The 23,218-nt window shown below is 67.5% G+C and carries 26 protein-coding genes, 2 tRNA genes and 1 pseudogene; 24 read left to right on the plus strand and 5 right to left on the minus strand.

Annotated features, from left to right (window positions below; all coding sequences use genetic code 11):
* Positions 1 to 77: 77 nt before the first annotated feature.
* Positions 78 to 674, plus strand: a complete 597-nt coding sequence (locus tag RJT68_RS14710) for an ArsR/SmtB family transcription factor (protein ID WP_407037307.1) — start codon at positions 78 to 80, stop codon at positions 672 to 674.
* A 3-nt stretch (positions 675 to 677) separates the two neighbouring features.
* On the opposite strand, the gene RJT68_RS14715 is transcribed toward RJT68_RS14710, so the two are convergent.
* A complete protein-coding gene (locus RJT68_RS14715) occupies positions 678 to 1,154 on the minus strand; it encodes a GNAT family N-acetyltransferase (protein ID WP_407037308.1) in 477 nt (158 codons plus the stop codon).
* Between the two features lie 221 nt (positions 1,155 to 1,375).
* On the opposite strand from RJT68_RS14715, the gene RJT68_RS14720 reads away from it, so the two are divergent.
* The 3 genes and pseudogenes from RJT68_RS14720 (at position 1,376) to RJT68_RS14730 (ending at position 4,957) form a co-directional block, all read left to right on the plus strand.
* A complete protein-coding gene (locus tag RJT68_RS14720; protein ID WP_407037309.1) occupies positions 1,376 to 1,885 on the plus strand; it encodes an archease in 510 nt (169 codons plus the stop codon).
* Between the two features lie 171 nt (positions 1,886 to 2,056).
* Positions 2,057 to 2,368, plus strand: a pseudogene (locus tag RJT68_RS14725) (RtcB family protein); the annotation flags it as partial.
* Positions 2,360 to 4,957, plus strand: a complete 2,598-nt coding sequence (locus RJT68_RS14730; protein WP_407040384.1) for an RtcB family protein — start codon at positions 2,360 to 2,362, stop codon at positions 4,955 to 4,957. The pseudogene RJT68_RS14725 and the gene RJT68_RS14730, both read left to right, overlap by 9 nt.
* 18 nt (positions 4,958 to 4,975) lie before the next feature.
* Here the strand turns inward: RJT68_RS14730 and RJT68_RS14735 are convergent, their stop codons facing one another.
* Entirely contained in the window at positions 4,976 to 5,185 is a 210-nt protein-coding gene (locus tag RJT68_RS14735; protein WP_407037310.1) for a hypothetical protein, read from the minus strand.
* 86 nt (positions 5,186 to 5,271) lie between these two features.
* Positions 5,272 to 6,009: a helix-turn-helix domain-containing protein gene (locus tag RJT68_RS14740; protein WP_407037311.1), complete on the minus strand. Its 738-nt coding sequence runs from the start codon at positions 6,007 to 6,009 to the stop codon at positions 5,272 to 5,274.
* Between the two features lie 178 nt (positions 6,010 to 6,187).
* On the opposite strand from RJT68_RS14740, the gene moaA reads away from it, so the two are divergent.
* The 14 genes from moaA (at position 6,188) to rpsB (ending at position 13,612) form a co-directional block, all read left to right on the plus strand.
* Positions 6,188 to 7,180: a GTP 3',8-cyclase MoaA gene (gene moaA / locus RJT68_RS14745; RefSeq protein ID WP_407037312.1), complete on the plus strand. Its 993-nt coding sequence runs from the start codon at positions 6,188 to 6,190 to the stop codon at positions 7,178 to 7,180.
* Between the two features lie 199 nt (positions 7,181 to 7,379).
* Positions 7,380 to 7,462, plus strand: a tRNA-Ser gene (locus RJT68_RS14750).
* Between the two features lie 73 nt (positions 7,463 to 7,535).
* The gene (locus RJT68_RS14755; RefSeq protein ID WP_407037313.1) at positions 7,536 to 8,039 is read left to right on the plus strand and encodes a 30S ribosomal protein S13; all 504 of its coding nucleotides are present in this window, start codon (positions 7,536 to 7,538) and stop codon (positions 8,037 to 8,039) included.
* Positions 8,039 to 8,560, plus strand: coding sequence for a 30S ribosomal protein S4 (locus RJT68_RS14760; protein ID WP_407037314.1), 522 nt, complete (start codon positions 8,039 to 8,041; stop codon positions 8,558 to 8,560). The genes RJT68_RS14755 and RJT68_RS14760 overlap by 1 nt, the downstream gene beginning before the upstream one ends.
* A 3-nt stretch (positions 8,561 to 8,563) precedes the next feature.
* Positions 8,564 to 8,953 carry a 30S ribosomal protein S11 gene (locus RJT68_RS14765; RefSeq protein ID WP_006182145.1) on the plus strand — a complete coding sequence of 130 codons (390 nt, stop codon included), beginning with the start codon at positions 8,564 to 8,566 and terminating at the stop codon, positions 8,951 to 8,953.
* A gap of 4 nt (positions 8,954 to 8,957) precedes the next feature.
* Positions 8,958 to 9,707 carry a DNA-directed RNA polymerase subunit D gene (locus RJT68_RS14770; protein ID WP_407037315.1) on the plus strand — a complete coding sequence of 250 codons (750 nt, stop codon included), beginning with the start codon at positions 8,958 to 8,960 and terminating at the stop codon, positions 9,705 to 9,707.
* A 143-nt stretch (positions 9,708 to 9,850) separates the two neighbouring features.
* Positions 9,851 to 9,935 (plus strand) — tRNA-Leu (locus RJT68_RS14775).
* 75 nt (positions 9,936 to 10,010) lie between these two features.
* Positions 10,011 to 10,364 (plus strand): 50S ribosomal protein L18e, encoded by a 354-nt coding sequence (locus RJT68_RS14780; protein ID WP_407037316.1) that lies wholly within the window; start codon positions 10,011 to 10,013, stop codon positions 10,362 to 10,364.
* Positions 10,365 to 10,366: 2 nt separating this feature from the next.
* Positions 10,367 to 10,810: a 50S ribosomal protein L13 gene (locus tag RJT68_RS14785; RefSeq protein WP_407040385.1), complete on the plus strand. Its 444-nt coding sequence runs from the start codon at positions 10,367 to 10,369 to the stop codon at positions 10,808 to 10,810.
* Positions 10,804 to 11,202 carry a 30S ribosomal protein S9 gene (locus RJT68_RS14790; RefSeq protein ID WP_407037317.1) on the plus strand — a complete coding sequence of 133 codons (399 nt, stop codon included), beginning with the start codon at positions 10,804 to 10,806 and terminating at the stop codon, positions 11,200 to 11,202. The genes RJT68_RS14785 and RJT68_RS14790 overlap by 7 nt, the downstream gene beginning before the upstream one ends.
* Positions 11,203 to 11,214: 12 nt before the next feature.
* Positions 11,215 to 11,409, plus strand: coding sequence for a DNA-directed RNA polymerase subunit N (locus tag RJT68_RS14795; protein WP_407037318.1), 195 nt, complete (start codon positions 11,215 to 11,217; stop codon positions 11,407 to 11,409).
* Between the two features lie 6 nt (positions 11,410 to 11,415).
* Positions 11,416 to 11,601, plus strand: coding sequence for a DNA-directed RNA polymerase subunit K (locus RJT68_RS14800; RefSeq protein WP_407037319.1), 186 nt, complete (start codon positions 11,416 to 11,418; stop codon positions 11,599 to 11,601).
* Positions 11,598 to 12,803 (plus strand): phosphopyruvate hydratase, encoded by a 1,206-nt coding sequence (gene eno, locus RJT68_RS14805; RefSeq protein WP_407037320.1) that lies wholly within the window; start codon positions 11,598 to 11,600, stop codon positions 12,801 to 12,803. Before RJT68_RS14800 ends, eno begins: the two co-directional genes overlap by 4 nt.
* Positions 12,800 to 13,612, plus strand: coding sequence for a 30S ribosomal protein S2 (gene rpsB, locus RJT68_RS14810; RefSeq protein WP_407037321.1), 813 nt, complete (start codon positions 12,800 to 12,802; stop codon positions 13,610 to 13,612). Before eno ends, rpsB begins: the two co-directional genes overlap by 4 nt.
* Positions 13,613 to 14,048: 436 nt before the next feature.
* On the opposite strand, the gene RJT68_RS14815 is transcribed toward rpsB, so the two are convergent.
* A complete protein-coding gene (locus RJT68_RS14815) occupies positions 14,049 to 16,313 on the minus strand; it encodes an amino acid permease (RefSeq protein ID WP_407037322.1) in 2,265 nt (754 codons plus the stop codon).
* Between the two features lie 267 nt (positions 16,314 to 16,580).
* Here RJT68_RS14815 and mvk point away from each other — a divergent pair, with 267 nt between their 5' ends.
* Both mvk and RJT68_RS14825 read left to right on the plus strand, forming a co-directional pair.
* Entirely contained in the window at positions 16,581 to 17,564 is a 984-nt protein-coding gene (gene mvk, locus RJT68_RS14820; protein ID WP_407037323.1) for a mevalonate kinase, read from the plus strand.
* Positions 17,561 to 18,322: an isopentenyl phosphate kinase gene (locus RJT68_RS14825; RefSeq protein WP_407037324.1), complete on the plus strand. Its 762-nt coding sequence runs from the start codon at positions 17,561 to 17,563 to the stop codon at positions 18,320 to 18,322. Before mvk ends, RJT68_RS14825 begins: the two co-directional genes overlap by 4 nt.
* Positions 18,323 to 18,414: 92 nt before the next feature.
* Here RJT68_RS14825 and RJT68_RS14830 read toward each other — a convergent pair whose 3' ends face one another.
* Positions 18,415 to 19,953, minus strand: a complete 1,539-nt coding sequence (locus RJT68_RS14830) for a TrkH family potassium uptake protein (protein ID WP_407037325.1) — start codon at positions 19,951 to 19,953, stop codon at positions 18,415 to 18,417.
* A gap of 284 nt (positions 19,954 to 20,237) precedes the next feature.
* Here RJT68_RS14830 and RJT68_RS14835 point away from each other — a divergent pair, with 284 nt between their 5' ends.
* The 4 genes from RJT68_RS14835 (at position 20,238) to RJT68_RS14850 (ending at position 23,199) form a co-directional block, all read left to right on the plus strand.
* A complete protein-coding gene (locus tag RJT68_RS14835) occupies positions 20,238 to 20,483 on the plus strand; it encodes a hypothetical protein (RefSeq protein WP_407037326.1) in 246 nt (81 codons plus the stop codon).
* A gap of 84 nt (positions 20,484 to 20,567) precedes the next feature.
* Entirely contained in the window at positions 20,568 to 21,251 is a 684-nt protein-coding gene (locus RJT68_RS14840; RefSeq protein WP_407037327.1) for a potassium channel family protein, read from the plus strand.
* Between the two features lie 194 nt (positions 21,252 to 21,445).
* Positions 21,446 to 22,996 carry a TrkH family potassium uptake protein gene (locus RJT68_RS14845; RefSeq protein WP_407037328.1) on the plus strand — a complete coding sequence of 517 codons (1,551 nt, stop codon included), beginning with the start codon at positions 21,446 to 21,448 and terminating at the stop codon, positions 22,994 to 22,996.
* A complete protein-coding gene (locus RJT68_RS14850) occupies positions 22,993 to 23,199 on the plus strand; it encodes a hypothetical protein (protein ID WP_407037329.1) in 207 nt (68 codons plus the stop codon). Before RJT68_RS14845 ends, RJT68_RS14850 begins: the two co-directional genes overlap by 4 nt.
* The last annotated feature ends 19 nt before the right edge of the window (positions 23,200 to 23,218 follow it).

The following is a 23,218-nucleotide window of genomic DNA, read 5'->3' on the forward strand; positions in this document are numbered from 1 at the left end:
GGTCCGAACTGGACGTGGAATCGAGTTCGCGTTCGGCTGAACGCCTTTTACGGTTCACCCCCTAGCCTCGCCACCCAATGGCCGAATTCACGTCGGACGTCACGATCGAGGACGTCGCGATCCGCGACACGAACGTCTCGAGCGCCGTCGACGAACCGGTCCGCGCGACGATCCTCGACATGCTCGCCGAGGGCGAGCGCACCGTCGCGGAGATCGACGAGGAACTCTCGGCGCGAGGCTACGACCGGACGCGCAACACCGTGCGCCACCACGTCAACGAACTCCGGGAGGCGGGCCTCGTCGAGGTTGCCCGCCTCGAGGAGCGACGCGGCGCCACGACGAAGTACTACCGCGCGAACACGATCGTCCTCTCGTACGCGCTGCCCGAGGGCGCGCGAGACGACGTGGCCGAGATGGCCGCCGAGATCGCCCCCGACGTCGCGTCGCTCGTGAGCAACCTCGAGGCGACCCACGGCGAGACGATCGACCGGATCGCCGACGAGATGGCCCCCTGCGCGCACTGCCGGTCGCAGAAGTACGAGACGTACCTGCTGGTGACGATTCTCCGGCGGGCGTTCGTCGAGGGGGTCGTTCGCGGTCGAAGGGAAGCAGGTGAAAACGGGGACGGAGGCGAGGACCGGAACGGAGTCGGAGACGGGGAGAACGGAAGCTGAGCGTCAGCGTCGCATCAGTTCCGAGATGCGATCGGTGAGGCCGACGTCGGAGCCGAGTTTGAGGTAGTAGGCGTCGCCGCCGTCCTCGTAGTAGTTCTCGATTCGGCGCTTGATCTCGAAGCCGAGGTGTTCGTAGAACTGGAGGGCGTTCTCGTTGGTCGTGCGCGCGTGGCAGGTGATGCTGTTGTGGTCCTCGGCGACCCGGGCGATGAGGCGTTTGCCGATCCCCTCGCCCCGACACTCGGGCGAGACCGCGAGAAAGAGGATGTAGCCGTCGCGTCGAACGGCGGCGAATCCGACCAGCTCGTCCCCCTTCACGTAACAGTACACTTTCGAGCGACGGTAAGCGTCGGTGAAGAAGTTGCGCCGCTGTTTCAAGACCCCTTCCCGCCGATTAATCGTCTCTTTGAGCTCCCAGGCATCCTCGACGAACTCGTCGCTCCCCGGGGCGACGACGCGACTGTCGATGTTGACGCTCACTACCACACCGTAACAGCGACGCCAATATAATTCCACCGGCAGAGGCATCTTCCAAACGTCAGACGCCGCGTCGAATCACCGGCCGTTCTCGGGGCGGCCACGCCCGGCCGGCGTCGACCGGTGCGCGGTTTATACCGCGGGACGCACCCGACTCGACCGTCCCCGAGTCGCGGACCGACGTACATACGTCCCTCCCGCTCGGACGCGAACGTAGAGCCGACATGGGATTCGAACTGCGAGCGCACACGGCCGACGTCGCGGTGGCCGCCAGCGGCGACACCCTCGAGTCTGTCTTCGCCGCCGTCGCGGACGGCCTCGCGGCGGCGATGTGCGACGACGTCCCGCCGCCGGACGAGACGAGCGAGACGGCCGGTGACGATTCCACACCGGAGGCGCGCGTCTCGCTCTCCGTGACCGCAGAGAACCGCGAGGCCCTCCTGTTCGACTACCTCGACGAACTGATCTACCTCCGCGACGTTCGCGGCGAACTCCTCGTCGACAACCGCGTCGAGCGCGTCGAGCGCGTTGCGGACGAACGGGACGGCGCGGGAAGCGACGGAGCCGACGGGAAGGGGGCCGGCGGCGACGCGTCGTGGACCCTCGAGGCGTCCGCCCGGGGCGTTCCCCTCGCCGAGATCGACGCCCGGGACGTGAAGGCGGTGACCTACTCCGAGATGCGACTCGAGGCGGTCGACGGGAAGTGGGAGGCGTACGTGGTCTTCGACGTCTGACGGGCGGAATGGCTCGAGCGACAGGCGTAGATCCAGCCTCGAGCCGTCCGCTTCGAACCCGTCTCGAGCCATCGGCCTCGAAGACCGTCGCCCGCTGCGGGTGAGGGTGACGGTCCGCCGATCCGACCGCGGAGACGAACCTCTTTCAACGATGGCGACCGACCCTCGAGTATGACCGACACGTTCGACGCAGGCGACGTCACGCTCGAGCGGGTGCGCGAGTTCGTCTGGGAGATCCCCCAGGAGGGCCGGATGCGCGCGCCCGCGAGAGTGCTCGCGAGCGAGGCGCTGCTCGAGGAGATCAGCGAGGACAAGACACTCGAGCAGTTGAAGAACGCGACCCACCTGCCCGGAATCACCAAGTACGCGATCTGCATGCCCGACGGCCACCAGGGGTACGGCTTCCCGGTCGGCGGCGTGGGTGCGCTCGATGCTGAAAAGGGCTGCATCTCGCCCGGAGCGGTCGGGTACGACATCAACTGCCTTCCGGGAGGGACCGAAGTGCTCCTCGAGCACGGTCGCCGACTCCCGATCGCCGAGTTACTGGATCGGTTCGAGGACGAGCGCGCGATGGTTGCCGGATCGCGCCTGGTCCCGTCGAAGATTCGCCTCGCCACCGAGCGCGAAGGGGCGACGGTGTACGAACTCGAGACCGAAACCGGCGATCGGATCAGGGCGACGGCGGACCATCCGTTCGAAACGCCGGACGGAATGAAACCGCTCGAGGAGCTCTCCGAGGGGGACGAAGTCATGGTTCAGCCGTTCCGGGGACTCCTCGATGAACGCCCCGAGGAGTTCACGCTCCTGACCGAAGACGACTTCGCAGACGAGAACCCGCAGCTCGTTCGCGCCCTCACGGATCGCGACTTGCTTCCGCTGAAGTCGACGGACGACGCCTTCAACCGGCTCCTGAAGCTGGTCGGCTTCCACACCGGCGACGGCGCGATCGGAAGCGGCGGGCAGACGTGGTTCTACGGCGAACCGGAGGACCTCGAGTCGATCCGGGAGGACATCGCAGCGCTCGGATTTACGCCGTCGAAGATGTACGAGCGCGAGCGATCCCACGACATCGACGGAAAAACGTTCGAACGGACGGAGTACAGCGTTCGCGCGTCCTCGAAGGCGTTCCAGAAACTGCTCGTGAAACTCGGCGCGCCGGAGGGTCGGAAGATCGAGTCGGCCTTCACGACGCCGTGGTACTTCGACCGACTGACCGCGTGGCAACAGGCGCTGTACGCTTCGGCGTACTTCGGCGCGGAGATGAACGCGCCGGCAGCCCAACACGACAAGAACCTCTACTGCCCGAAAGTCTCCCAGACGAGAACTGCGGAGGTCGCCGACGCGGGCGAACAGTTCATGGAGGAACTGGCGGCGTTTCTCGACCGTCTCGGGATCGAAACCAACGAAATCGAGCGGTTCGAGACGAAATCCTACGCCGATCACGAGACGATCCGACTCCGACTCGGGATCAAAAACGACTCCGAGAACCTGATTCGGTTCTTCTCGACCGTCGGATACCGTTACAATCACGAAAATCGGCGAAAAGCCATCAAGGCGATCCAGTACCTCAAAACGAAGGAGGCGGTGATCGGCCGCCGGGCGGCGATCGCTCGAGAGGGCAAGGCGATGGCGGACGGGGGAACGCCGCCCGTGGAGATCAAATCGGAGTTCGACATCAACGAACGGTTCATCGAACGGAGTATCTGGGGCGGCCGAAGCGATCGCCCGCGACCACCGGCCGACTTCCCCGGATTCGAGGATTATTGCCAAACAGTTTCCGTCGGCGACGACTACACCGTCACCACTCGAGTGAGATCCATCCGGAAGGTCGACGACGAGGAAACGGTGTACGACATCGGCGTGGCGCACGACGCTCACAACTTCGTCGCAGACGGGTTCGTCGTCTCGAACTGCGGCGTCAGAATGATGCGGACGAACCTCACCTACAGAGAGCTCCAGGGCTACGAAGAGGAGCTCGTCGACTCACTCTTCACCAACATCCCGTCAGGTCTCGGCGGGGGCGGCATCGTCGAGGCCGGCGTCGACACCGTCGAGGAGATCCTCGAGCGCGGCGTCGACTGGGCGCTCGAGCACGGCCACGCGGTCGAGGAGGACCTCCGCCACTGCGAGGACGAGGGGATGCGCGAGGGCGCAGACGCCTCGAAGGTGAGCCAGAAGGCCAAGGACAGGGGGAAGAACCAGATCGGGTCGCTCGGCTCCGGAAACCACTTCCTCGAGGTCCAGCGCGTGACGGACGTCTTCGACGACGAGGTGGGCGACGCCTACGGCCTCGAGGAGGACCAGATCGTCGTCTTGATCCACTGCGGCTCGCGCGGACTGGGCCACCAGACGTGCACCGACTACCTGCGCAAGATCGAACGGCAACACCAGGGCTTGCTGAACCAGCTTCCGGACAAGGAACTCGCGGCGGCACCCGCCGGCTCCCAGCTCGCGGAGGACTACTACGGCGCGATGAACGCCGCGATCAACTTCGCGTGGGTCAACCGCCAGCTGATCATGCACCGCACGCGGAAGGTGTTCGAGCGGGTCTTCGGCCGCTCCTGGGAGGAGATGGACATGCGCCTGCTGTACGACGTGGCCCACAACATCGCGAAGAAAGAGACCCACGTGATCGACGACGACGGCACCGAGCGCGACCTCTACGTCCACCGCAAGGGCGCGACGCGGGCGTTCCCCGCCGGCCACCCGGAGGTACCGACGGCCTACCGCGACGTCGGCCAGCCGGTGATCATCCCCGGCAGCATGGGCGCCGGCAGCTACGTCCTCCGCGGCGGCGAGGCGTCGATGGACCTCACCTTCGGCTCGACGGCCCACGGCGCGGGCCGGCTGATGAGCCGCACGCAGGCGAAGAACGAGTACTGGGGCGGCGACGTCCAGCAGGAACTGCGCGAGCAGCAACAGATCTACGTGAAGGCCCAGTCGGGCGCGACCGTCGCCGAGGAGGCCCCGGGCGTCTACAAGGACGTCGACGAGGTCGTCCGCGTCTCCGACGCGCTCGGCATCGGCGACAAGGTGGCGCGGACGTTCCCCGTCTGTAACATCAAAGGATAGCTCCGATCGCCCCGGCGATCACTTCAGCCGGAACGGGTTTTCGTCGTCCTCGTCGTCACCCTCTTCGCCGTAGGGTCGCCGCGCCGTGATCGTCACCGTCGCCTCCGGCACCTTCTCGTCCTCCCACGGGCTGTCGTAGGCCGAAAGCTCCACGTCGGTGACGTCCCAGCCCTCCTCCTCGAGGAGGGCGACCAGCCGGCGCTGGTCCGCGAGCATGTCGTCGTCCATCGTCACCCCGTTGGGGCGGGACGGGCGTAGTTCTTGTGTCGGCGAGGGACGCGTGCAGGCGGCCCCGCCGTCGGAGATCTCCACCGTCACCCCCGTAACTCGCCGGTTCCCTCGAGATTTCCGCGTCCGCTCCCGCGACCGTCGCCGCCTTTCGGGGAGCCGTCGACGTCGTTCGCCCCGATCTCGATCGCCTCCTCGACGAGCGTCCGGTGGGCCCGGCGAAGCCGTTCGGACAGCGCCTGGTGGGAGATGCCGAGTTCGTCCGACAGCGACTCCATGTCCATCCCGCGGGGGATCTCGTAGTACCCGCGCTCGAGGGCGGCGACGAGGGTCTCGTGCTGGGCCTCGGTGAGGCCGTAGCGGCTGTGGCGGTCCTCCTCGAGCTGGTGGATCTTCCGAACGTCGACCGAGTGTCCCTCCTCGGTCGCGAACTCGTAGGTCGCCGCGAGCGCGTCCCGCTCCGGAAAGAGGATGCGCAGCCGCCAGCGCCGGTTTTCGGTGCCCGCGTCGAGGATCGTGGCCTCCGTCTCGGTCAGCACGTGTACCATGACGGTGACGTCGTCCACCCAGTGCATGCGGTAGAGGCGCTCGTCGCCGAGGTCGGTGAGCGGCTCCGCCTCCTCGACGCTGGGATCGTCCTCGAGCGCGTCGTCGACCGTCTCGAGTGCGGATTCCGCGCCGGAGAACCAGACGTAGGGCATGACCTGATCGGGGGCGTAGGCGACGACCCGTTCGATCTCGGCGGTGACGTCCTCGGCGGCCTCGAGCGTTCGCCTCAGCGCGAACTCCTCGGCGGGGATCGTGAGTTCGGCGATCGTACTCATAGCGGGGTCCACCACGTCCACGGCCAAGAGTGGTGGCCCCGAACGATCGATCGCGACGAGGGACGATTTCGGCGTGACGGGATCCCGTCACGGGCCGAACACGATACGAAACTGAAACCGGTTACGTAGACCGTGAACACCCGGCGCGTTTAAGCAGATCCGCCTGCAACTACGTGACATGCTCACCGACGACTTCGGTCGCGAGGTGACGGGGGTCCGCGTCTCGCTCACCGATCGGTGTAATTTCGACTGCGTCTACTGCCACAACGAGGGACTCGGGGACACGCGTGGGCCGATGGATCCGCGGGAGAACGAGATGTCGGCCGACGACGTCGTTCGCTTCCTGGAGGTCGCGGCCGAGTTCGGCGTCGACGCCGTGAAATTCACCGGCGGGGAACCGATGCTCCGCCAAGACCTGGAAGAGATCATCGCGCGCACGCCCGACTCGATGGAGGTGTCGCTGACCACCAACGGCACGTTCCTCCCCGGTCGCGCCGAGGCCCTCCTCGAGGCCGGCCTCGAGCGGGTGAACGTCTCCCAGGACGCCCTCGACCGGGAGGCGTTCGCGGCCGTCACCCAGAGCGGCGCCTACGACCGGGTGCTCGAGGGCGTCGACGCGGCGCTCGAGGCGGGGCTCGACCCCGTCAAGTTGAACATGGTCGTCTTCGAGAAGACCGCCGGGTACGTCCCCGGGATGGTCGAGCACGTGGCGGAGAACGACGGTCTCCAGCTGCAGCTGATCGAGTACATGCCCGAGTTGACGGGGAAACCGGAGTGGGCGATCGACATTCAGCGCGTCCACGACTGGCTCGCGGAGCGGGCCGACGAGATCCAACACCGGGAGATGCACGACCGTAAACGCTACTGGATCGGCGGTCCGAAGGGAGAGGGCGGGATGGTCGAGATCGTCGACCCCGTCGAGAACCCCACCTTCTGCGCCAACTGCCACCGGGTCCGGGTCACCCACGAGGGGTACCTGAAGGGCTGTTTGAATCGCAACGACGACCTCAAGTCGATGGGCGAGATGACCAAACCCGAGATCCGGGAGGCGTTCCGCGAGGTCGTCGCGAACCGCGTCCCCTACTACGGCGAGTACATGGTCCGCAACGGCGACGGCGAGTGGGAGATCAACGACGAGTACGTCGACACGTACGCGGACGTCGACGCCTGAGGACGCCCCGTTTCACGCTCGCCGCACCCGAATTCGGCGTGGGGACACCCACGGCCGGAAACAACGGTGTGTCGTGGCTGCCGAACGCGCGAGCGAGCGCGTCCTTTCGTTGCGCTTAAGTACCCCACACGGGTACGTTCTCGTGCGATACGTGTAGGGGAGCGATCCCCGAGTCCGGGAGGGCGACGATAGACACGGTGTCGTGGTAGCCAAGCGGCCCAAGGCGCATGGTTGCTAACCATGTGGCGTCAAGCCTCCGGGGTTCGAATCCCCGCCACGACGTCGGATACCAATCCGCTGGCGACTTTCGTCAGTTACCCGCACCGCGCGCAGACAAGACACACATACACGACACATGAGCGAGGAAGAACCTCAAGAACAACAGGACGATGACCTTCAGTACTTCGTCCGCATCGGACAGACCGACCTCGACGGGACGAAATCCGTCGAGCGGTCGCTGTCCGAACTGAACGGGGTCGGTCGACGGACCGCCCGGATCATCGCGGACAAGGCCGGCGTCGACCGAACGGCCACGTTCGGCGCGCTGGACGAAGACGTCATCGACGAGGTCGTCGAACTCGTCGAGAGCTACGCCGACGAAGTGCCCGAGTGGCTCACCAACCGCCAGAAGGACTTCTACACCGGCGAAACGACCCACGAGATCGGTAACGACCTCCAGTTGACCCGACAGCACGACATCAACCGGATGAAGATGATCGACTCCTACAAGGGCGCCCGCCACAAGCGCGGACAGAAGGTCCGCGGGCAGCGCACCAAGTCCACCGGCCGTACGGAGGGCACCATCGGAGTCAACGTCGAGGAGATCCGCGAAGAAGAAGCCGAGGAGGCTGGTGAGTGATGCCGCTGGGTAGCAAGACCAAGCAGTACGAGACGCCCAACCACCCCTTCCAGGGCGAACGCATCGCCACCGAGCACTCGCTGGTCGACCGCTACGGCCTCAAGAACAAGGAGGAGCTCTGGCGCGCGCAGTCGGACCTGCGCTCGTACCGACGCGAGGCCCGCGACCTGCTCGCACAGCCCCAGGACGAGGAGGCCGTCGTCCGCCGAACCGAGGAGTTCCTCGGCCGGCTCAAGCGCGTCGGCATCCTCGACGAGGCGGACGAACTCGGCGACGTCCTGTCGCTCGAGATCGAAGACGTCCTCGAGCGCCGCCTCCAGACGGTCGCCTACCGCAAGGGGCTGGCGAACACGCCCCAGCAGGCGCGCCAGTTCATCGTCCACGGCCACGTCGTCGTCGACGGGCAGCGCACGCGCATCCCGTCGTACGTGGTCGACGTCGACGAGGAGGACCTCGTCGCGTTCGACGAGAACAGCCCGCTGGCGGACGAACTCCACCCAGAACGCGCGGAGGGACAATAACCCATGAGCCAGGACGACGAAAAGTGGGGCATCGCCCACGTGCACGCATCGTTCAACAACACCGTCATGACCGTGACCGACCTCACGGGCGCGGAGACGATCGCCAAGTCCTCCGGCGGGACGGCGGTCAAGCAGAACCGCGACGAGGCGTCGCCGTACGCGGCTATGCAGATGGCCGAGTCCGTCGCCGAGGAGGTCAAAGCCGCGGGCATCACCGGACTCCACGTGCGAGTTCGGGGCCCCGGCGGCAACCTGCAGAAGTCCCCCGGTCCCGGCGCGCAGGCGACGATCCGCGCGCTCGCCCGCTCGGGTATCGAGATCGGTCGCATCGAAGACGTGACGCCGATCCCGCACGACGGATCGCGCGCGCCGAAAGGCAAGGGCGGATACTGATACCATGAGCGCAGAGTACGACGTCGAGTTCGTCGAACGCGAGGATCAGAAGGCGCGGTTCCTCGTCCGCGGCGTGACGCCCGCGTTCGCCAACGGGGTCCGGCGGGCCATGATCGCGGACGTGCCGACGATGGCGATCGACACCGTCCGCTTCATCGAGAACTCGTCGGTGATGTTCGACGAACAGCTCGCCCTTCGGTTCGGGCTCGTCCCGCTGACGACCCCGCCGGAAGGCGAGTTCGTCGAGGACGACACCGTCACGCTCTCGATCGACGTCGAAGGACCCGCGACCGCCTACTCGGGCGACCTCGAGACGAGCGACGACCTCGTCCGCCCCGCGGACGAGAACGTCCCGATCATCCAGCTGAAAGACGGCCAGCGCCTCGAGGCCGAGGCCGAGGCCGTCCTCGACAGGGGGAAAGACCACGCCAAACACCAGGGCGGCGTGGCCGTCGGCTACCGGAACCTCCAGCGCGTGGAGGTCGTCGGCGACCTCCCCGAGTTCGAGGACGACGAGCCGCGGATCGTCCGCGGCGTGATCGAGGACGACGGCGAACTCGTTCCGACGAGCGAGTTCGATCACGACCTCTCGAACCGCTATCCGGGCAAGGAGGTCCGCGTCGAGGACGTCCCGAACGCCTTCGTCTTCCACGTCGAGACCGACGGGTCGTTCACCGTCGAGGAACTCGTCACGCGCGCCATCGACTCGCTCGAGGCGCGCGCGGCCGAGCTCGAAGAGGCAGTCCAGCTGTAACGCCAACCGAACACCGATGACCCGTACCCCACCACTCCGATCGAATCCGACGGACGCCGGCGCCGCGAGCGACGAGACCGGCGTCTCCGCCTTCGGGCGAATCGAAAGGGGTTTGAAGGGGCGACGGGTAGGGGGAAGTGCGAGCAGGGATAGCCAAGTCTGGCCAACGGCGCAGCGTTCAGGGCGCTGTCTCGTAGGAGTCCGCAGGTTCAAATCCTGCTCCCTGCATCACTTCTCTTCCGCGATTTCGCCACGACGACTCGGACGTCGTCGTGTCGGTCGCACCGTATTTGGAGGAAACCAATGAGTACCAAGACCAATCCGAGGCTCAACGATCTCATCGCCGAGTTGAAGTCGACGTTCCGCGAGACGGACGCCGACGTCTGGCGAGACGTCGCGGATCGCCTCGAGAAGCCCCGGGCAAGCCACGCGGAGGTGAACCTGGGTCGGATCGAGCGATACGCGCGCGAAGAAGAGACCGTCGTCGTTCCCGGCAAAGTGCTGGGATCCGGCGCGCTGCAGAAGAACGTCACCGTCGCCGCCGTCGACTTCTCGTCGTCGGCCGAGACGAAGATCGAACAGGTCGGCGAGCCAGTACCGCTCGAGCAACTGCTCGAAGAGAACCCCGAAGGAAGCGACGTCCGGGTGATCGCATGAGCGTGAACGCCGCGGAGTTCGACGCCGACGTCGTCGTCGACGCCCGCGATTGCATCCTCGGTCGCGTCGCCAGCGAGGTCGCCCAGCGCGCCCTCGACGGCGAGCGCGTCGCGATCGTCAACGCCGAGGACGCGGTCGTCACCGGCGACAAGGAGGACGTCTTCGAGACCTACCGCACGCGGATCCGCCTCGGCTCCGACCAGGGGCCGAACTACCCGAAGCGGCCCGACACGATCTTCAAGCGGGCCGTCCGCGGGATGCTTCCCTACAAGAAGGCCCGCGGCCGCGAGGCGTTCGAGAACGTCCGCGTCTACGTCGGGAACCCCTACGAGGGGGAGCAAGAGGCGCAGGTCCTCGAGGGAACGTCGCTGGATCGGCTTTCGAACATCCGCTTCGTCCACCTGGGCGAAGTCTCGGAACAACTGGGTGCTAACGTCACATGGTAACGAACACGAGCGGCAAGAAGAAGACCGCCGTCGCTCGCGCCACGGTGCGCGAGGGCGAGGGTCGCGTCCGAATCAACTCGCAACCGGTCGAACTCGTCGAACCCGAGATGTCCCGGCTCAAGATGCTCGAGCCGTTCCGCATCGTCGGCGATGACCTCCGGAGCGAGATGGACATCGACGTCCGCGTCGAGGGCGGCGGGATCAGCGGACAGGCCGACGCCGTCCGCACCGCCATCGCCCGCGGCATCGTCCAGCACACGAACGACGCGGAACTCCGCGACGCGTTCATGGAGTTCGACCGGTCGCTGCTGGTCAACGACGTTCGTCAGTCCGAACCGAAGAAGTGGGGCGGCCCCGGCGCGCGGGCCCGCTACCAGAAGTCCTACCGCTAAGGTGATCCACCCATGATGGTACCCGTCCGGTGTTTCACGTGCGGCAAGGTCGTGAGCGAACACTGGGAGGAGTTCGACGAACGAGCCAACCAGGGTGAGGAGGACCCGCAGGCCGTCCTCGACGACCTCGGCGTGGAGCGCTACTGCTGCCGGCGCATGCTCGTCAGCCACACCGACCTCGTCGACGTCGTCTCACCCTACCAGTAACCGCCCATGCAACAGCAACGTCACAACCGATACGAGAAGGCGCGGATCCTCGGCGCTCGAGCGCTGCAGGTGTCCTACGGCGCGCCGGTGTTGATCGAGACGGATCAGACCGAACCGATCCTCATCGCCGCCGAGGAGTACGACGCGGGCGCGCTCCCGTTCACCGTCAAGCGAGGGTACGACCGGAAATGACGCTCGTCACCGACGTCCGGCTGCGACGCATCCTCGACTCGCGGGGCAATCCGACGGTCGAAGCAGACGTGCTCACCGAGAGTGGCGGGTTCGGCCGCGCCGCGGCGCCCAGCGGCGCCAGCACCGGCGAGTACGAGGCGATCGAGCGGCCGCCGACGGAAGCGATCGCGGCCGCGCGAGAGCACGCCGTCCCCCGCCTGGTCGGCGAGGCCTACGCGGGCAACCAGCGCGAGGTCGACGCCATCCTGCGGGCGGCCGACGGCACCGACGACTTCTCCGAGATCGGCGCCAACAGCGCGGTCGCCATCTCGATGGCCGCCGCGAAGGCCGGCGCCGACGTGCTGGGCGCGCCGCTGTTCCAGCACCTGGGCGGCACCTTCCGGGGAGACACCTTCCCGATCCCCCTGGGGAACGTCGTCGGCGGGGGCGAACACGCCGCCGACGCCACGGACATCCAGGAGTTCCTCTCCGCCCCGGTGGGCGCGCCCTCGGTCGCCGACGCCGTCTTCGCCAACGCGGCCGTCCACGCGAAGGTCGACGAGTTGCTCCACGAGCGCGGCGTCGCCTGCGGCAAGGGCGACGAGGGCGCGTGGGCGCCGTCGATCGACGACGCCGAGGCGTTCGAGATCGTCGACGAGGCGACGTCCGCCGTCGAAGAGGAGGTCGGCTTCGAGGTCCGGTTCGGTCTCGACGTCGCGGCCTCCGAACTGTACGACGCGGACGCCGACGCCTACGTCTACGCCGACGGCGAGCGCGACGCGGACGAACAGATCGAGTACATCGCCGACCTCGTCGACGAGTACGACCTCGTCTACGTCGAGGACCCGCTCGAGGAGAACGACTACGACGCGTTCGCCGACCTCACCGACGAGGTGGGCGACCGGACCCTCGTCTGCGGGGACGACCTGTTCGTGACGAACACGGAGCGCCTCTCGGAGGGGATCGAACGCGGGGCGGCCAACAGCATCCTGATCAAGCCGAACCAGATCGGGACGCTCACGGACGCCTTCGACGCGATCGAACTCGCCCGCGAGAACGGCTACGAGTCGGTCGTCTCCCACCGGTCGGGCGAGACCGAGGACACGACCATCGCACACCTCGCCGTCGCGACCGACGTGCCCTTCATCAAGACGGGCGCCGTCGGCGGCGAGCGAACCGCCAAGCTCAACGAGCTCATCAGAATCGCAGACGACGCGACATGACCGACAACGACGCACAACAGGAAGGGCTCGACGCCGCCGAGGAGGAGATCGACGAGGAGCCAGCCGAAGGGGCTGGCCCCGCCGCCGATGCCGCCGAGGACGTCGAGCCGGAAGACGAGACGGACGAACAGCCCGCCGAGGCCGAGGAGGCCGACGCCGAAGCCGCCGAGGAGATCGAGGAGGAAGACGAGGGGCCGTCCCTCGACGACGACGTCATGAGCGACGAGGAGGCCGACCTCCTCATCCCCGTCGAGGACTACCTCGGCGCCGGGGTCCACATCGGGACCCAGCAGAAGACCGAGGACATGGAGCGGTTCATCCACCGCGTCCGCACCGACGGCCTCTACGTGCTCGACGTCTCGAAGACCGACCAGCGCATCCGCACGGCCGCCGACTTCCTCGCGAACTACGCGCCCGAGCAGATCCTCGTCACCTCGAGCCGCCAGTACGGCCGCTTCCCGGCCGAGAAGTTCGCCGAGGCCGTGGGCGCCCGCGCCCGCACGGGCCGGTTCATCCCCGGCACGCTGACGAACCCGAAGTACGATGGCTACATCGAGCCCGACGTGGTCGTCGTCACGGACCCGATCGGCGACGCCCAGGCCGTCAAGGAGGCTATCACGGTGGGCATCCCGGTCATCGCGATGTGCGACTCGAACAACCAGACCAGCAACGTCGACCTCGTCGTCCCGACGAACAACAAGGGTCGCAAGGCGCTGTCGGTCGTCTACTGGCTGCTCGCCAACGAGACGCTCGACCGCCGCGGCGCCGAACCCTCGTACTCGCTCGAGGACTTCGAGAGCGTGGTCTGACGCGGGATTTTTCTTCGAGACGGGATTCGGATTCGAGAACCGCTCGAGAGCGACATCTACCGTCGAACCGACCCGCGTTCGAAACGGGGATCCGGCGACGAGGGGGTTTCGTCGTCGAACGCCGGCGGACTCGAGCGACCGCTCGGCGAGCGTCGGTCGGAACGCCACTCGTAGTGGTGCTCCAAGCCCGTGAGAATTCCGAGGGTGGAGGTTCTCAGAGACGAGTACGTTCGGTATAAACCGCCGTAGCGAGTGACGACGCGGAGGCGTCCCCCAGTGACGGGAGGGGGCTCGAGCGAGGTCTCGGCGGCCGCTTCGGCGCACTGATCGACCGTTCGACGGACGCTTCGTCGGGAATTCCTTGCGCCTCCTGAGGACGCTGGTCAGGACGATCGCCGAATCCCAGAAGAACGGGAGACGCTGCGTCGTACCCTCGTCAGCGGCGGCCGAAGAACCGATCGCGAAGCGACCGCGAGGTCGGTCGTTCGGTCAGCAACACGGGCGTCTCGAGCGACTCGACGGCTTCGATCGCGAGCGACCCCCGTACGATCCGGGAGAGGAGCCCCCGCTCCGTCGCTCCCACGACGACGAGGCTGTACTCCTCGCCGAGTCGTCCGATCGTGTCGCCCACGTCCCCGACTTCGACGCGGAGGGTCGAATCCGATAACTCGTGTTCGGCGGCCCACTCGCGCAGGAACTCTCGGCCGGCCGCTTCCTCGCCCTCGTCGGCGACGTACAGCAGCGATACGTCGACGCCGAGGGTTTCCCGTAACGCGCGGGCGACCTCCGCGGAGAGGTCCGACGACGGTCCGCCGGCGGTCGGGACGAGGACGTCGGTGAGTTCCAGTTCCCGGCCGTCTAACACCAGGAAATCGCACGGGAGGTCGTGGGTGAGTTCGTCGAGCGCTCGCTCCGCGCGGCCACTGGCGAGTTGCGTTCCGCCGTACCCCATCACGACGGCGTCGGCCCCGTTCGTCCGTGCGGCGTCGAACACCTCTTCGATCCCCCTGTGTGAGAGGACCGTCCGCGTTTCGATCGGGACGTCGAACGCCTCCGCGTCGGCTTTCGCCGCCTCGAGCAGTTCCTTCGAGGCGGCGTCGAGTCGTTCTCGGTTCTCGGCCGCCCGGGCGAGCGACGTCTGGTCCGGAACGGTGACGATGTGCGTTCCGAGCACGCGGCCGCCCTCGTGCTGCGCCAGCGCGGCGGCCAGCGTGACGAGGGCGCGTTCCGTCCGCGGGTTCGCCAGCGCGACCATGATCGTCGGACCTTCGCCGCCGGTGGGTGCCACCGCGTCCGCGGCGTCGATCACCCGGTCCGGAAGCTCGGCCTCGCGACGGCGGAGGTACCCCGAGAGGATGCCCCGTCGTTCGGTGTTGTCCTGGGCGTACAGGAAGTACCACGCCACGGCGGCGACGACGAACCCCGCCGAGAGCCCGATCTCCACGAGGTCCATGAACGCGACGAGTCCGAGCGATAACACCGCACCGAGGATCGGGGTGATCGGGTACAGGGGGACTTCGAAGTCCGGATCGTACTCCGGGACGTCCGCTTCCCGAAAGACGATCAGCGCCACGTTCATCAGGGCGTAGACGATCAGGTGCAGGACGCTGGCGGCTTTCGCGAGCACCTCGACGTCTCGACCGAGGAACGCGATGAAGACGACGATCAGGCCGCCAGTGACGAGGATCGACCGGTAGGGCGTCGCGTACGACGGGTGGATTTCGTTGAGCCAGTCCGTGACGATCTTGTCCCGGCCCATGGCGAAGTTGATCCGCGCCGAGGCGAGGATCGACGCGTTCGCCGAGGAGGCCGTGGCCAGCAGCGCACCGACGGTCATCACGGCGGCGGATGCGGCGGCGATCCCACCGACCGGCCCGATGGAGTCGGGGAACGCGGCGCGGGCCGCCTGCGCGACGGGCGCGTCCTGGCTCAGTTCGGGCCAGGGGATCACGCCGAGCATGGTGGTCACGAGCACGGCGTAGATGACGGTGACGATGCCGACGCTCCCGATGATGGCCAGCGGAAGGTTTCGACCGGGGTTTTTCAGCTCCTCCGCGACCGTGGCGATCTTCGCGTAGCCGAGGAAGGAGACGAACACCAGCGCGGTCGCGGGGAGGATCGCTCCCACGCCGAACGGCGCGAGACCGCGCTCGCCGGCCAGGGTCGCATAGTCGAACGAGAAGAACCCCGCGACTGAGAACGCGGTGAGGATAGCGAGCAGGGCGAAGACGATCACCGTCTGGACGCTCCCGGTTTCCTTCGCGCCGATGTAGTTGACGGCGACGAACACGAATCCGGCCAGGAGCGCGCCGAGTTGGATCGGGTTCAAGAACCCCACGTCCGGAAGGGGCACGAAGACGGCGAGGTACTGCCCGAAGCCGATGCAGTAGAAGGCGGACGCGAACGCGAGCCCCATCCAGTCACCCATGCCGGCGATAGACCCGAACAACGGCCCCAGCGACCGGTTGATGTAGTAATACCCGCCGCCGGCTTTCGGCATCGCCGTTCCGAGTTCCGAGACGGAGAGGGCGTTCACCATGGCGATGAGGCCGCCGACGACGAAGGAGACGACGACCGCGGGGCCGGCCGCGTTCGCGGCGACGCCGGGCAGGACGAAGATCCCGGCGCCGATCATCGTCCCGATGCCGATCGTCATGGCCGACACGAGACCCAGGTCTTTGGCCAGTTCCTCGTCGCTCATTCGTCCGACCGTCTCGAGGGCGGGGCAATAAAAGACGTTATTTTCTCCAGCGGGCGACCGGCCGGTCGATGCGCGACCGCCGGCGAGGCGGCGGATCGGTCGAGCGCGCCGCTACACTTCGTCGACCGCTCTGCGGCAGTTCGTCGACCGCTCGAGTCCGTCGGCCGCTCGCGCCGCCTCGCCGACGCGTTCGGCGACCTCAGCGGTCCCGCAGGGGGCGGGCGGGACAAAGATAGCTATTAACCGTCGTCGGACGAACGGCCGGGCATGGCACTCTCGAGCGCTCCCGGCAAGGTCTATCTATTCGGGGAGCACGCGGTGGTTTACGGCGAACCCGCGGTTCCGTGCGCCATCGAGCGGCGGGCCCGGGTGGACGTCGAACGGCGGACGGACGGCAAACTCCGGGTGCACGCCGAGGACCTCACCCTGGACGGCTTCACGGTGGAGTACGGGACGGCGACCGAGCGACCGGACGTCGACGTCTCGCAGTCGCTGATCCGGGCGGCGATGGGCTACGTCGACGGCGCGATCGAACAGGTTCGGGACGTCACCGGCGAGGCGGACGTCGGGTTCGACGTCACCATCGAGAGCGACATCCCGCTGGGGGCCGGACTGGGGTCCTCGGCCGCGGTCGTCGTCGCCGCCATCGACGCCGCGACGCGGGAACTCGGGTACGAACTCGAGCCGGACGAACTCGCCGAGCGGGCGTTCCGCACGGAGTACGAGGTGCAGGAGGGGCAGGCCTCGCGGGCCGACACGTTCTGCTCGGCGACCGGCGGCGCGGTCCGCGTCGAGGGCGAGAACTGTCGGGCGATCGAGGCGCCGGACCTCCCCATCGTGATCGGATTCGACGGCGGCGCCGGCGATACGGGGAAGCTCGTCGCCGGGGTTCGCGCCCTGCGCGAGGAGTACGAGTTCGCCGCGGACACCGTCGAGACGATCGGTAACGTGGTCCGAAACGGCGAGGACGCGCTGGCGGCGGGCGACCTCGAGGAGGTCGGCCGGCTGATGAACTTCAACCACGGCCTGCTGTCGGCGCTGGGGGTCTCGTCTCGATCGCTCGACGCGATGGTGTGGGCGGCGCGGGACGCCGACGCCTACGGGGCGAAGCTGACGGGCGCGGGCGGGGGTGGGTGCATCGTGGCCCTCGACCCCACGGAGGCGACCGAGACGGCGCTGAAGTTCACGCCCGGCTGCGAGGAGACGTTCCGCGCGGAACTCGCCGAGGAGGGGGTGAAGCGGCTCGAATGAGCCGCACGATCCTCAAACTCGGCGGGAGCGTCATCACCGACAAGGACCGGGCCGAGACCCTCGACGGGGACGCCCTCGAGTCGGCCGCCGACGCGGTCGCCGCCGCCCTGGCCGACGAGGCGAGCGGACTCGAAGACCTCGTGATCGTCCACGGCGGGGGTAGCTTCGGTCACCACGCGGCGAGCGCACACGGCGTGGGGACGAGCGCCGAGTCCGGGACGCGCGACGCCGGCGCCGTCCTCGATATCCACGGGGCGATGACGACGCTGAACCGGTTCGTGCTGGATCGGCTGCTCGAGCGGGACGTTCCCGCGGTCCCGGTCCACCCCCTCTCCGCGGCCCACCGGGACGGAACCGGCGAGCTGACCCTGGCCACCGGGCAGGTCGAGACGATGCTCGGCGAGGGGTTCGTCCCGGTCCTCCACGGCGATATGGTGGCCCACGCGGGCGCCGGCTCGACGGTCGTCAGCGGGGACGAACTCGTCGCCGAACTGGCCCGCGACCTCGAGGCCGACCGGGTCGGCCTCTGCTCGACAGTCCCCGGCGTGCTCGACGACGGGGACGAGGTGATCGACCGGATCGCGTCGTACGGCGACGTCGAGGAGTTCCTCGGCGGGAGCGACGCGACCGACGTCACCGGCGGGATGGCCGCGAAAGTGCGGGCGTTGCTCGACCTCGAGCCGTCGGCGTCGATCTTCGGGCTCGAGGCGCTGGAGTCCTTCCTCGCGGGTGAACAGCCGGGGACGACGATCGAGTGACGAGGCGGAGGGGAGGAGGGGGAAGCGGGCCGCGGAATACGGCGGTACTGCGGCCGGACGGGCGTCAGTCCGGTGGCGGACGTCCGCGACCGTCACCGACGCCAGAACTCGCCGGTGAAGAGCACGAGCACCGGAACGATCTCCAGTCGGCCGATCCACATGAGGAAGATCATCACCAGCTTCGAACTGCGGGGGAACGCTTCGAAGCTGCCGTACGGCCCGATCGACCCGAATCCGGGGCCGATATTCCCGAGCGTCGCGAGGCTCGCGCTGAACGCCTCGAGCGGGCTCAGGTCGTACCCGACCCGGCTGGCGTCGAGGGCGAGGAACAGCGCCGCGAGCGCGAAGATGAACAGGTACAGGAACGTGAAGCCGAGGACGCCGCGGACGGCGTCCTCGTCGACGACGGTGCCGCCCAGGCGGATCGGGTGGACGACCTCCGGGTGGGCGGCGGTGAACAGCTCCCGGCGCAGGACCTTGAGGACGATCAGCCACCGGATGACCTTGATCCCGCCGCCGGTCGAGCCGGCCGAGCCGCCGACGAACATCGCGAACAGGAGCACGAGTTTCCCCCGACCGCTCCACTGGACGTAATCGCTCGTCGCGTACCCGGTCGAGGTCAGCAACGACGTGATCTGGAAGGCGCTCTGGCGGAGCGAGTTCTCGAGCGCGCCGGCCGTCGTCCCGCCGAGGCTCCCGAGGGACGGAGCGGTGCCGAGGTAGAGCATGCTCGCCAGCAGGACGGTCAGCGACGCGATGGCCGCGACGTAGGCCCGGAACTCCGGGTTTCGGACGAATTCGTGGCTCTCGCGGCGGAAGACGTACCAGAAGAGGGCGAAGTTCGTCCCGGCGATCACCATGAACGGGACGGTGAGCCACTGGACGACCGGCGAGAAGGCCGCGACGCTGTCGGCCTCCGGCGAGAATCCGCCGGTGGGGAGCGTGGTGAACGCGTGGGCGACGGCGTTGTAGAGGGTCATCTCCGGCGCCAGTCCGGCGAGGTGGAGCCCGTAGAGGAGGGCGACGAAGAGGGCCGTGAACCCGAAGTAGACGAGCCAGAGGATGCGCGCCGTCTCGGCGATCCGGGGGGTGAGCTTCTGCAGTTGGGGACCCGGGGCCTCCGACTGGACGAGTTGGGCGCCGCTCACGGCCAGTTCCGGGAGGATGGCCACCATCAGGACGATGATCCCCATCCCGCCGAGCCACTGGGTGAGCTGTCGCCACATGAGGATCGCGTGGGGGTGACGATCGAACGAGATCTCCTCCGTCACCGTCGCACCCGTGGTCGTGAACCCGGACATCGACTCGAAGAGCGCGTTTACGGGGGACGCCAGCGCCGATTCCGTCCCGTACCCCGCGATCACGTACGGGACGGCGCCGACGACCGCCACCGCCAGCCACGCGGCCGCGACGAACAGCATCGCCTCCCGGATCCGCAACTCCAGTTCGTCGCTGAGCCGCTCGAGGGCGTGGCCGACGGCGACGGTGAGAGCGATGGTCGCCACGAAGGTGACGATCGCCTCGCCGTAGATGAGGGCCACCCCGAGCGGAATGAGGAGGGGCACGGAGAGATACTTCAGGACGGTTCCCGTGAGCGCCAAACTGACGCGCCAGTCGATTCGAACCCTCATCCGATCACCCGGAAACGACGACTCTCGGCCACGATATCCTAACGAAATTCGGGTCGTTCGTATTAATCCATCGTAACGAATCGGTGTCGGCGCGCGACGACCGGGAGCGCGGACTCGGCGGTTCGCCGACGGCTGGAACGTGGATTTCCTCCCGACCGATGACCGGGAACGTCTACGCCCGCCGACGACCTCCCCGACGGGGACGGCCGGTGACGGCGCGAGGGGGTTTCCGATCGGCGGGACCCGCCACGGGAGTTTTGTCCGTGTAGCGCGTACGTTCACGTATGAACGTGCGTGCGCCAGACATTCGTCACCCCCGGACGTTCTACGACGTGTTCGGGACCGTCGCCGCCGGGGTGACGCTGATGGCGATCGTCCTCACCCTCTGGCACGGGACGTTCATCAGGGTCGAGATGGCCGTCTTACTGGCGGCGCTGTGTCTCTGGGCGATCTGGGCCGTCTCCGAGATACTCGAGCGGTCCGCGGAGGCGGAGAAAGCCGAGAAGCGGTGGCGCCGCCGCCCTCGGTGAGGGGGGAGACGGCGCTCGGGTCGTCGGCTCGATCGGTCCGTCTACGAATGTGTTTTCGTACACGAGTCGAAACCGTTCCGGTAGATGTACATCATCATCGTCGGTGCGGGCGACATCGGAACGCCCCTGGTCGACATCGCGACGCGCTCGGGGAACGAGGTCGTCGTCATCGAGCGCGACGAGGAGCGGGCGGACCGCCTCGCCGGGGCGTACGACTGTCTGATCCTCAACGCGGACGCGACGATCAAGAAGACGCTCGAAGACGCGGGAGCGGATCGGGCCGACGCGATCATCTCGACGACTGATCAGGACGCGACGAACATCATGATCTGCCTCCTGGCGAACGAACTCGAGATTCCGACGGTCGTCTCGGTCGTCCACAACCCCGAACACATGCCGCTGTTTCGGCGGATCGGCGCGAACACGATGCGGAACCCGGAGGAGGTGATCGCGGAGCACCTCTACCGCGCGGTCGTTCGGCCCTCGATCGTCGACTACATGCGGATCGGCGATGAGGCCGAGGTCTTCGAGATCACCGTCGACGACGGGGCACCTATCGCGGGGCGGACGCTTCAGGAGGCCGCGACCGACGGAATCCTCCCCGACGACGTGCTGGTCGTCGCCATCGAACGCGACGGACGGGATCAACCGGTCACGCCCCAGGGGAACACCCTCGTCGAAGCCGGCGACCTGGTGACCGTCTACTCGGCCTCCGGCGTGACCGCCGACGTTGTCGAGGTGTTTCGCCACGAACCCGATCGACCGTGACCCCGGTCAGGGTCGGCCCGGCGGTCACACGGTGCTCGACCGCTCGAGTTGGGGACCCGACAACCCGACCCCGGTCCGTGTGCTCCGAGTCGATCGCTCGACTCGCGTCGACCCGAGGGCGGCCCGTTCGGCCTCGAACGGGCCGTTCGGACTTCGGTGCGTATATGAACCCCGGTAGAGCACGGAACGGGTAGATGAAAGGGGCGAGAGAGACGATTTCGAGGGACGTCGGACGGATCCTTCAGGCGCTCGCCGCGTTGCTGTTCGTCTCGACGGCCGTTCCGCTCGTCTGGGGCGAATACTACGCGATCCCTGGGCTTTTCGTCTCCGGACTGCTCCCGTTCGGCGTCGGCCGTTACCTCGCCGCGAGGTACCGGGACGCCGCGGATCCGGGAAAGCTCCACGGGATGATGATCGCCGCGATCGGGTGGTTCTGCGTCGCCGTCTTCGGGGGGTTCCCGTTCTACCTGATCGCTTGGACCGTGGAACTCTCGCCGGCCGTGCTCGCGACGCCGGCCCGGACCGAGACGCTCGCGGCGTTCACCGACCCGCTCAACGCGCTCTTCGAGAGCATGAGCGGCTTCACCGGGACCGGACTGACGATGACCGACGACGAGGAGGTGTTGCCCCGGACCCTGCAGTGGTGGCGGTCGTTCACCCAGTGGATCGGCGGCGTCGGCGTGATCGTCCTGACGACGGCCGTCCTCGCGCGACCGGGCAGCGGATCGCTCACCCTCTACGAGAGCGAGGCGCGATCCGACCGCATCCACCCGAGCATCGTCTCGACGGTCCAGACGATCTGGTGGATCTTCATCCTCTTCACGCTCCTCTCGATCGTCGCGCTGTGGCTCGTCGGGATGCCCATGTGGGACGCGATCAACCACGCCATGACGGGGCTGTCGACCGGCGGGTACTCGGTCACCGACGAGTCGATCGCCACCTACGACAGCGCCGCCATCGACTTCGCGCTCGTCCCGATCATGCTGCTCGGGAGCATCGCGTTCCCGGTCCACTACCTCATCCTTCGCGGGGAACTTCGAAACTTCTACGCGGACGTCCAGACGCGTTGGGTGTTCGTCTACATGGGCGCCGGATCGGCCGCGCTCACCTGGATGTTGTACGCCGGCGGAACGTACGATACCCTCTTCGAGGCGTTCAGGTACGGGATCTTCCAGTTCGTCTCGGCAGCGACCTGCGCGGGCTTCCAGACGGCGGTAGACGCGACCAACGTCGCGCTCGGCCGCTGGCCGGCCCAGGCTCAGCTGACCGTCGTCTTCGGCATGGTCGTCGGCGGCGCGGCCGGCTCGACCGTGGGCGGGATCAAGCTGATCCGCGCGATCACGCTCGTGAAGGGGGTCAATCACCGGATCACCGACGTCTTCTACCCGGACTCGGCGGTCCGGCGTCTGAAGATCGACGGCAGACGACTCTCGCGGACGGAGATGCGCCAGGAGTTCGAGGAGGCCGCCATCATCGCCTTCCTCTGGATCGTCTTCCTCGGCGTCGGCGCCTTCACGCTCCTCTTTACCCTTCCATCCGGGGAGTACACCCTCGAGAACGTGCTCTTCGAGGTCGCGAGCGCCCAGGGTAACGTCGGCCTCTCGGCGGGCATCACCGGCCCCGACTCGCTACCGACGGTCGCGAAGGTCGTCTTGCTGTTCAACATGTGGATCGGCCGGCTCGAGATCATCCCCGTTCTCGTAACGCTCCGGGCGCTCTTCCGCCGGGGAGGGCTGTACCGATGAACGTCCCCGGCGGTCGGTTCGCGAATCGGCTCCAGGAGTTTACCCCGGACGACCGGGGGTACGAGTGGCTCCTCCTCGCCGGTCCGGCCGTCGTGGTCGTCCTCGCGGTGCTCGGGCGGTCGCCGGCAGCAGTCGCCGTCGCGGTCGCCTACCTCGTCGCCTTCGTCTCGTACGTGCTCTACCGGGCACTCGAGGGGGATTGACGGGCGACCGCGACTCGAG

The organism is Halovalidus salilacus (assembly GCF_031852275.1).
Taxonomy (GTDB): Archaea; Halobacteriota; Halobacteria; order Halobacteriales; family Natrialbaceae; genus Halovalidus; species Halovalidus salilacus.

Bases quoted from the DNA above. Each gene is read 5' to 3' on its own strand.
- RJT68_RS14790 (WP_407037317.1), top strand. From the start codon at position 10,804: ATGGTAACGAACACGAGCGGCAAGAAGAAGACCGCCGTCGCTCGCGCC.
- RJT68_RS14800 (WP_407037319.1), top strand. From the start codon at position 11,416: ATGCAACAGCAACGTCACAACCGATACGAGAAGGCGCGGATCCTCGGC.
- RJT68_RS14835 (WP_407037326.1), top strand. From the start codon at position 20,238: ATGAACGTGCGTGCGCCAGACATTCGTCACCCCCGGACGTTCTACGAC.
- RJT68_RS14830 (WP_407037325.1), bottom strand. From the start codon at position 19,953: ATGAGGGTTCGAATCGACTGGCGCGTCAGTTTGGCGCTCACGGGAACC.
- RJT68_RS14760 (WP_407037314.1), top strand. From the start codon at position 8,039: ATGCCGCTGGGTAGCAAGACCAAGCAGTACGAGACGCCCAACCACCCC.
- RJT68_RS14780 (WP_407037316.1), top strand. From the start codon at position 10,011: ATGAGTACCAAGACCAATCCGAGGCTCAACGATCTCATCGCCGAGTTG.
- moaA (WP_407037312.1), top strand. From the start codon at position 6,188: ATGCTCACCGACGACTTCGGTCGCGAGGTGACGGGGGTCCGCGTCTCG.
- mvk (WP_407037323.1), top strand. From the start codon at position 16,581: ATGGCACTCTCGAGCGCTCCCGGCAAGGTCTATCTATTCGGGGAGCAC.
- RJT68_RS14825 (WP_407037324.1), top strand. From the start codon at position 17,561: ATGAGCCGCACGATCCTCAAACTCGGCGGGAGCGTCATCACCGACAAG.
- RJT68_RS14740 (WP_407037311.1), bottom strand. From the start codon at position 6,009: ATGAGTACGATCGCCGAACTCACGATCCCCGCCGAGGAGTTCGCGCTG.
- RJT68_RS14765 (WP_006182145.1), top strand. From the start codon at position 8,564: ATGAGCCAGGACGACGAAAAGTGGGGCATCGCCCACGTGCACGCATCG.
- RJT68_RS14735 (WP_407037310.1), bottom strand. From the start codon at position 5,185: ATGGACGACGACATGCTCGCGGACCAGCGCCGGCTGGTCGCCCTCCTC.
- RJT68_RS14840 (WP_407037327.1), top strand. From the start codon at position 20,568: ATGTACATCATCATCGTCGGTGCGGGCGACATCGGAACGCCCCTGGTC.
- RJT68_RS14845 (WP_407037328.1), top strand. From the start codon at position 21,446: ATGAAAGGGGCGAGAGAGACGATTTCGAGGGACGTCGGACGGATCCTT.
- rpsB (WP_407037321.1), top strand. From the start codon at position 12,800: ATGACCGACAACGACGCACAACAGGAAGGGCTCGACGCCGCCGAGGAG.
- eno (WP_407037320.1), top strand. From the start codon at position 11,598: ATGACGCTCGTCACCGACGTCCGGCTGCGACGCATCCTCGACTCGCGG.
- RJT68_RS14755 (WP_407037313.1), top strand. From the start codon at position 7,536: ATGAGCGAGGAAGAACCTCAAGAACAACAGGACGATGACCTTCAGTAC.
- RJT68_RS14770 (WP_407037315.1), top strand. From the start codon at position 8,958: ATGAGCGCAGAGTACGACGTCGAGTTCGTCGAACGCGAGGATCAGAAG.
- RJT68_RS14850 (WP_407037329.1), top strand. From the start codon at position 22,993: ATGAACGTCCCCGGCGGTCGGTTCGCGAATCGGCTCCAGGAGTTTACC.
- RJT68_RS14795 (WP_407037318.1), top strand. From the start codon at position 11,215: ATGATGGTACCCGTCCGGTGTTTCACGTGCGGCAAGGTCGTGAGCGAA.
- RJT68_RS14720 (WP_407037309.1), top strand. From the start codon at position 1,376: ATGGGATTCGAACTGCGAGCGCACACGGCCGACGTCGCGGTGGCCGCC.
- RJT68_RS14815 (WP_407037322.1), bottom strand. From the start codon at position 16,313: ATGAGCGACGAGGAACTGGCCAAAGACCTGGGTCTCGTGTCGGCCATG.
- RJT68_RS14710 (WP_407037307.1), top strand. From the start codon at position 78: ATGGCCGAATTCACGTCGGACGTCACGATCGAGGACGTCGCGATCCGC.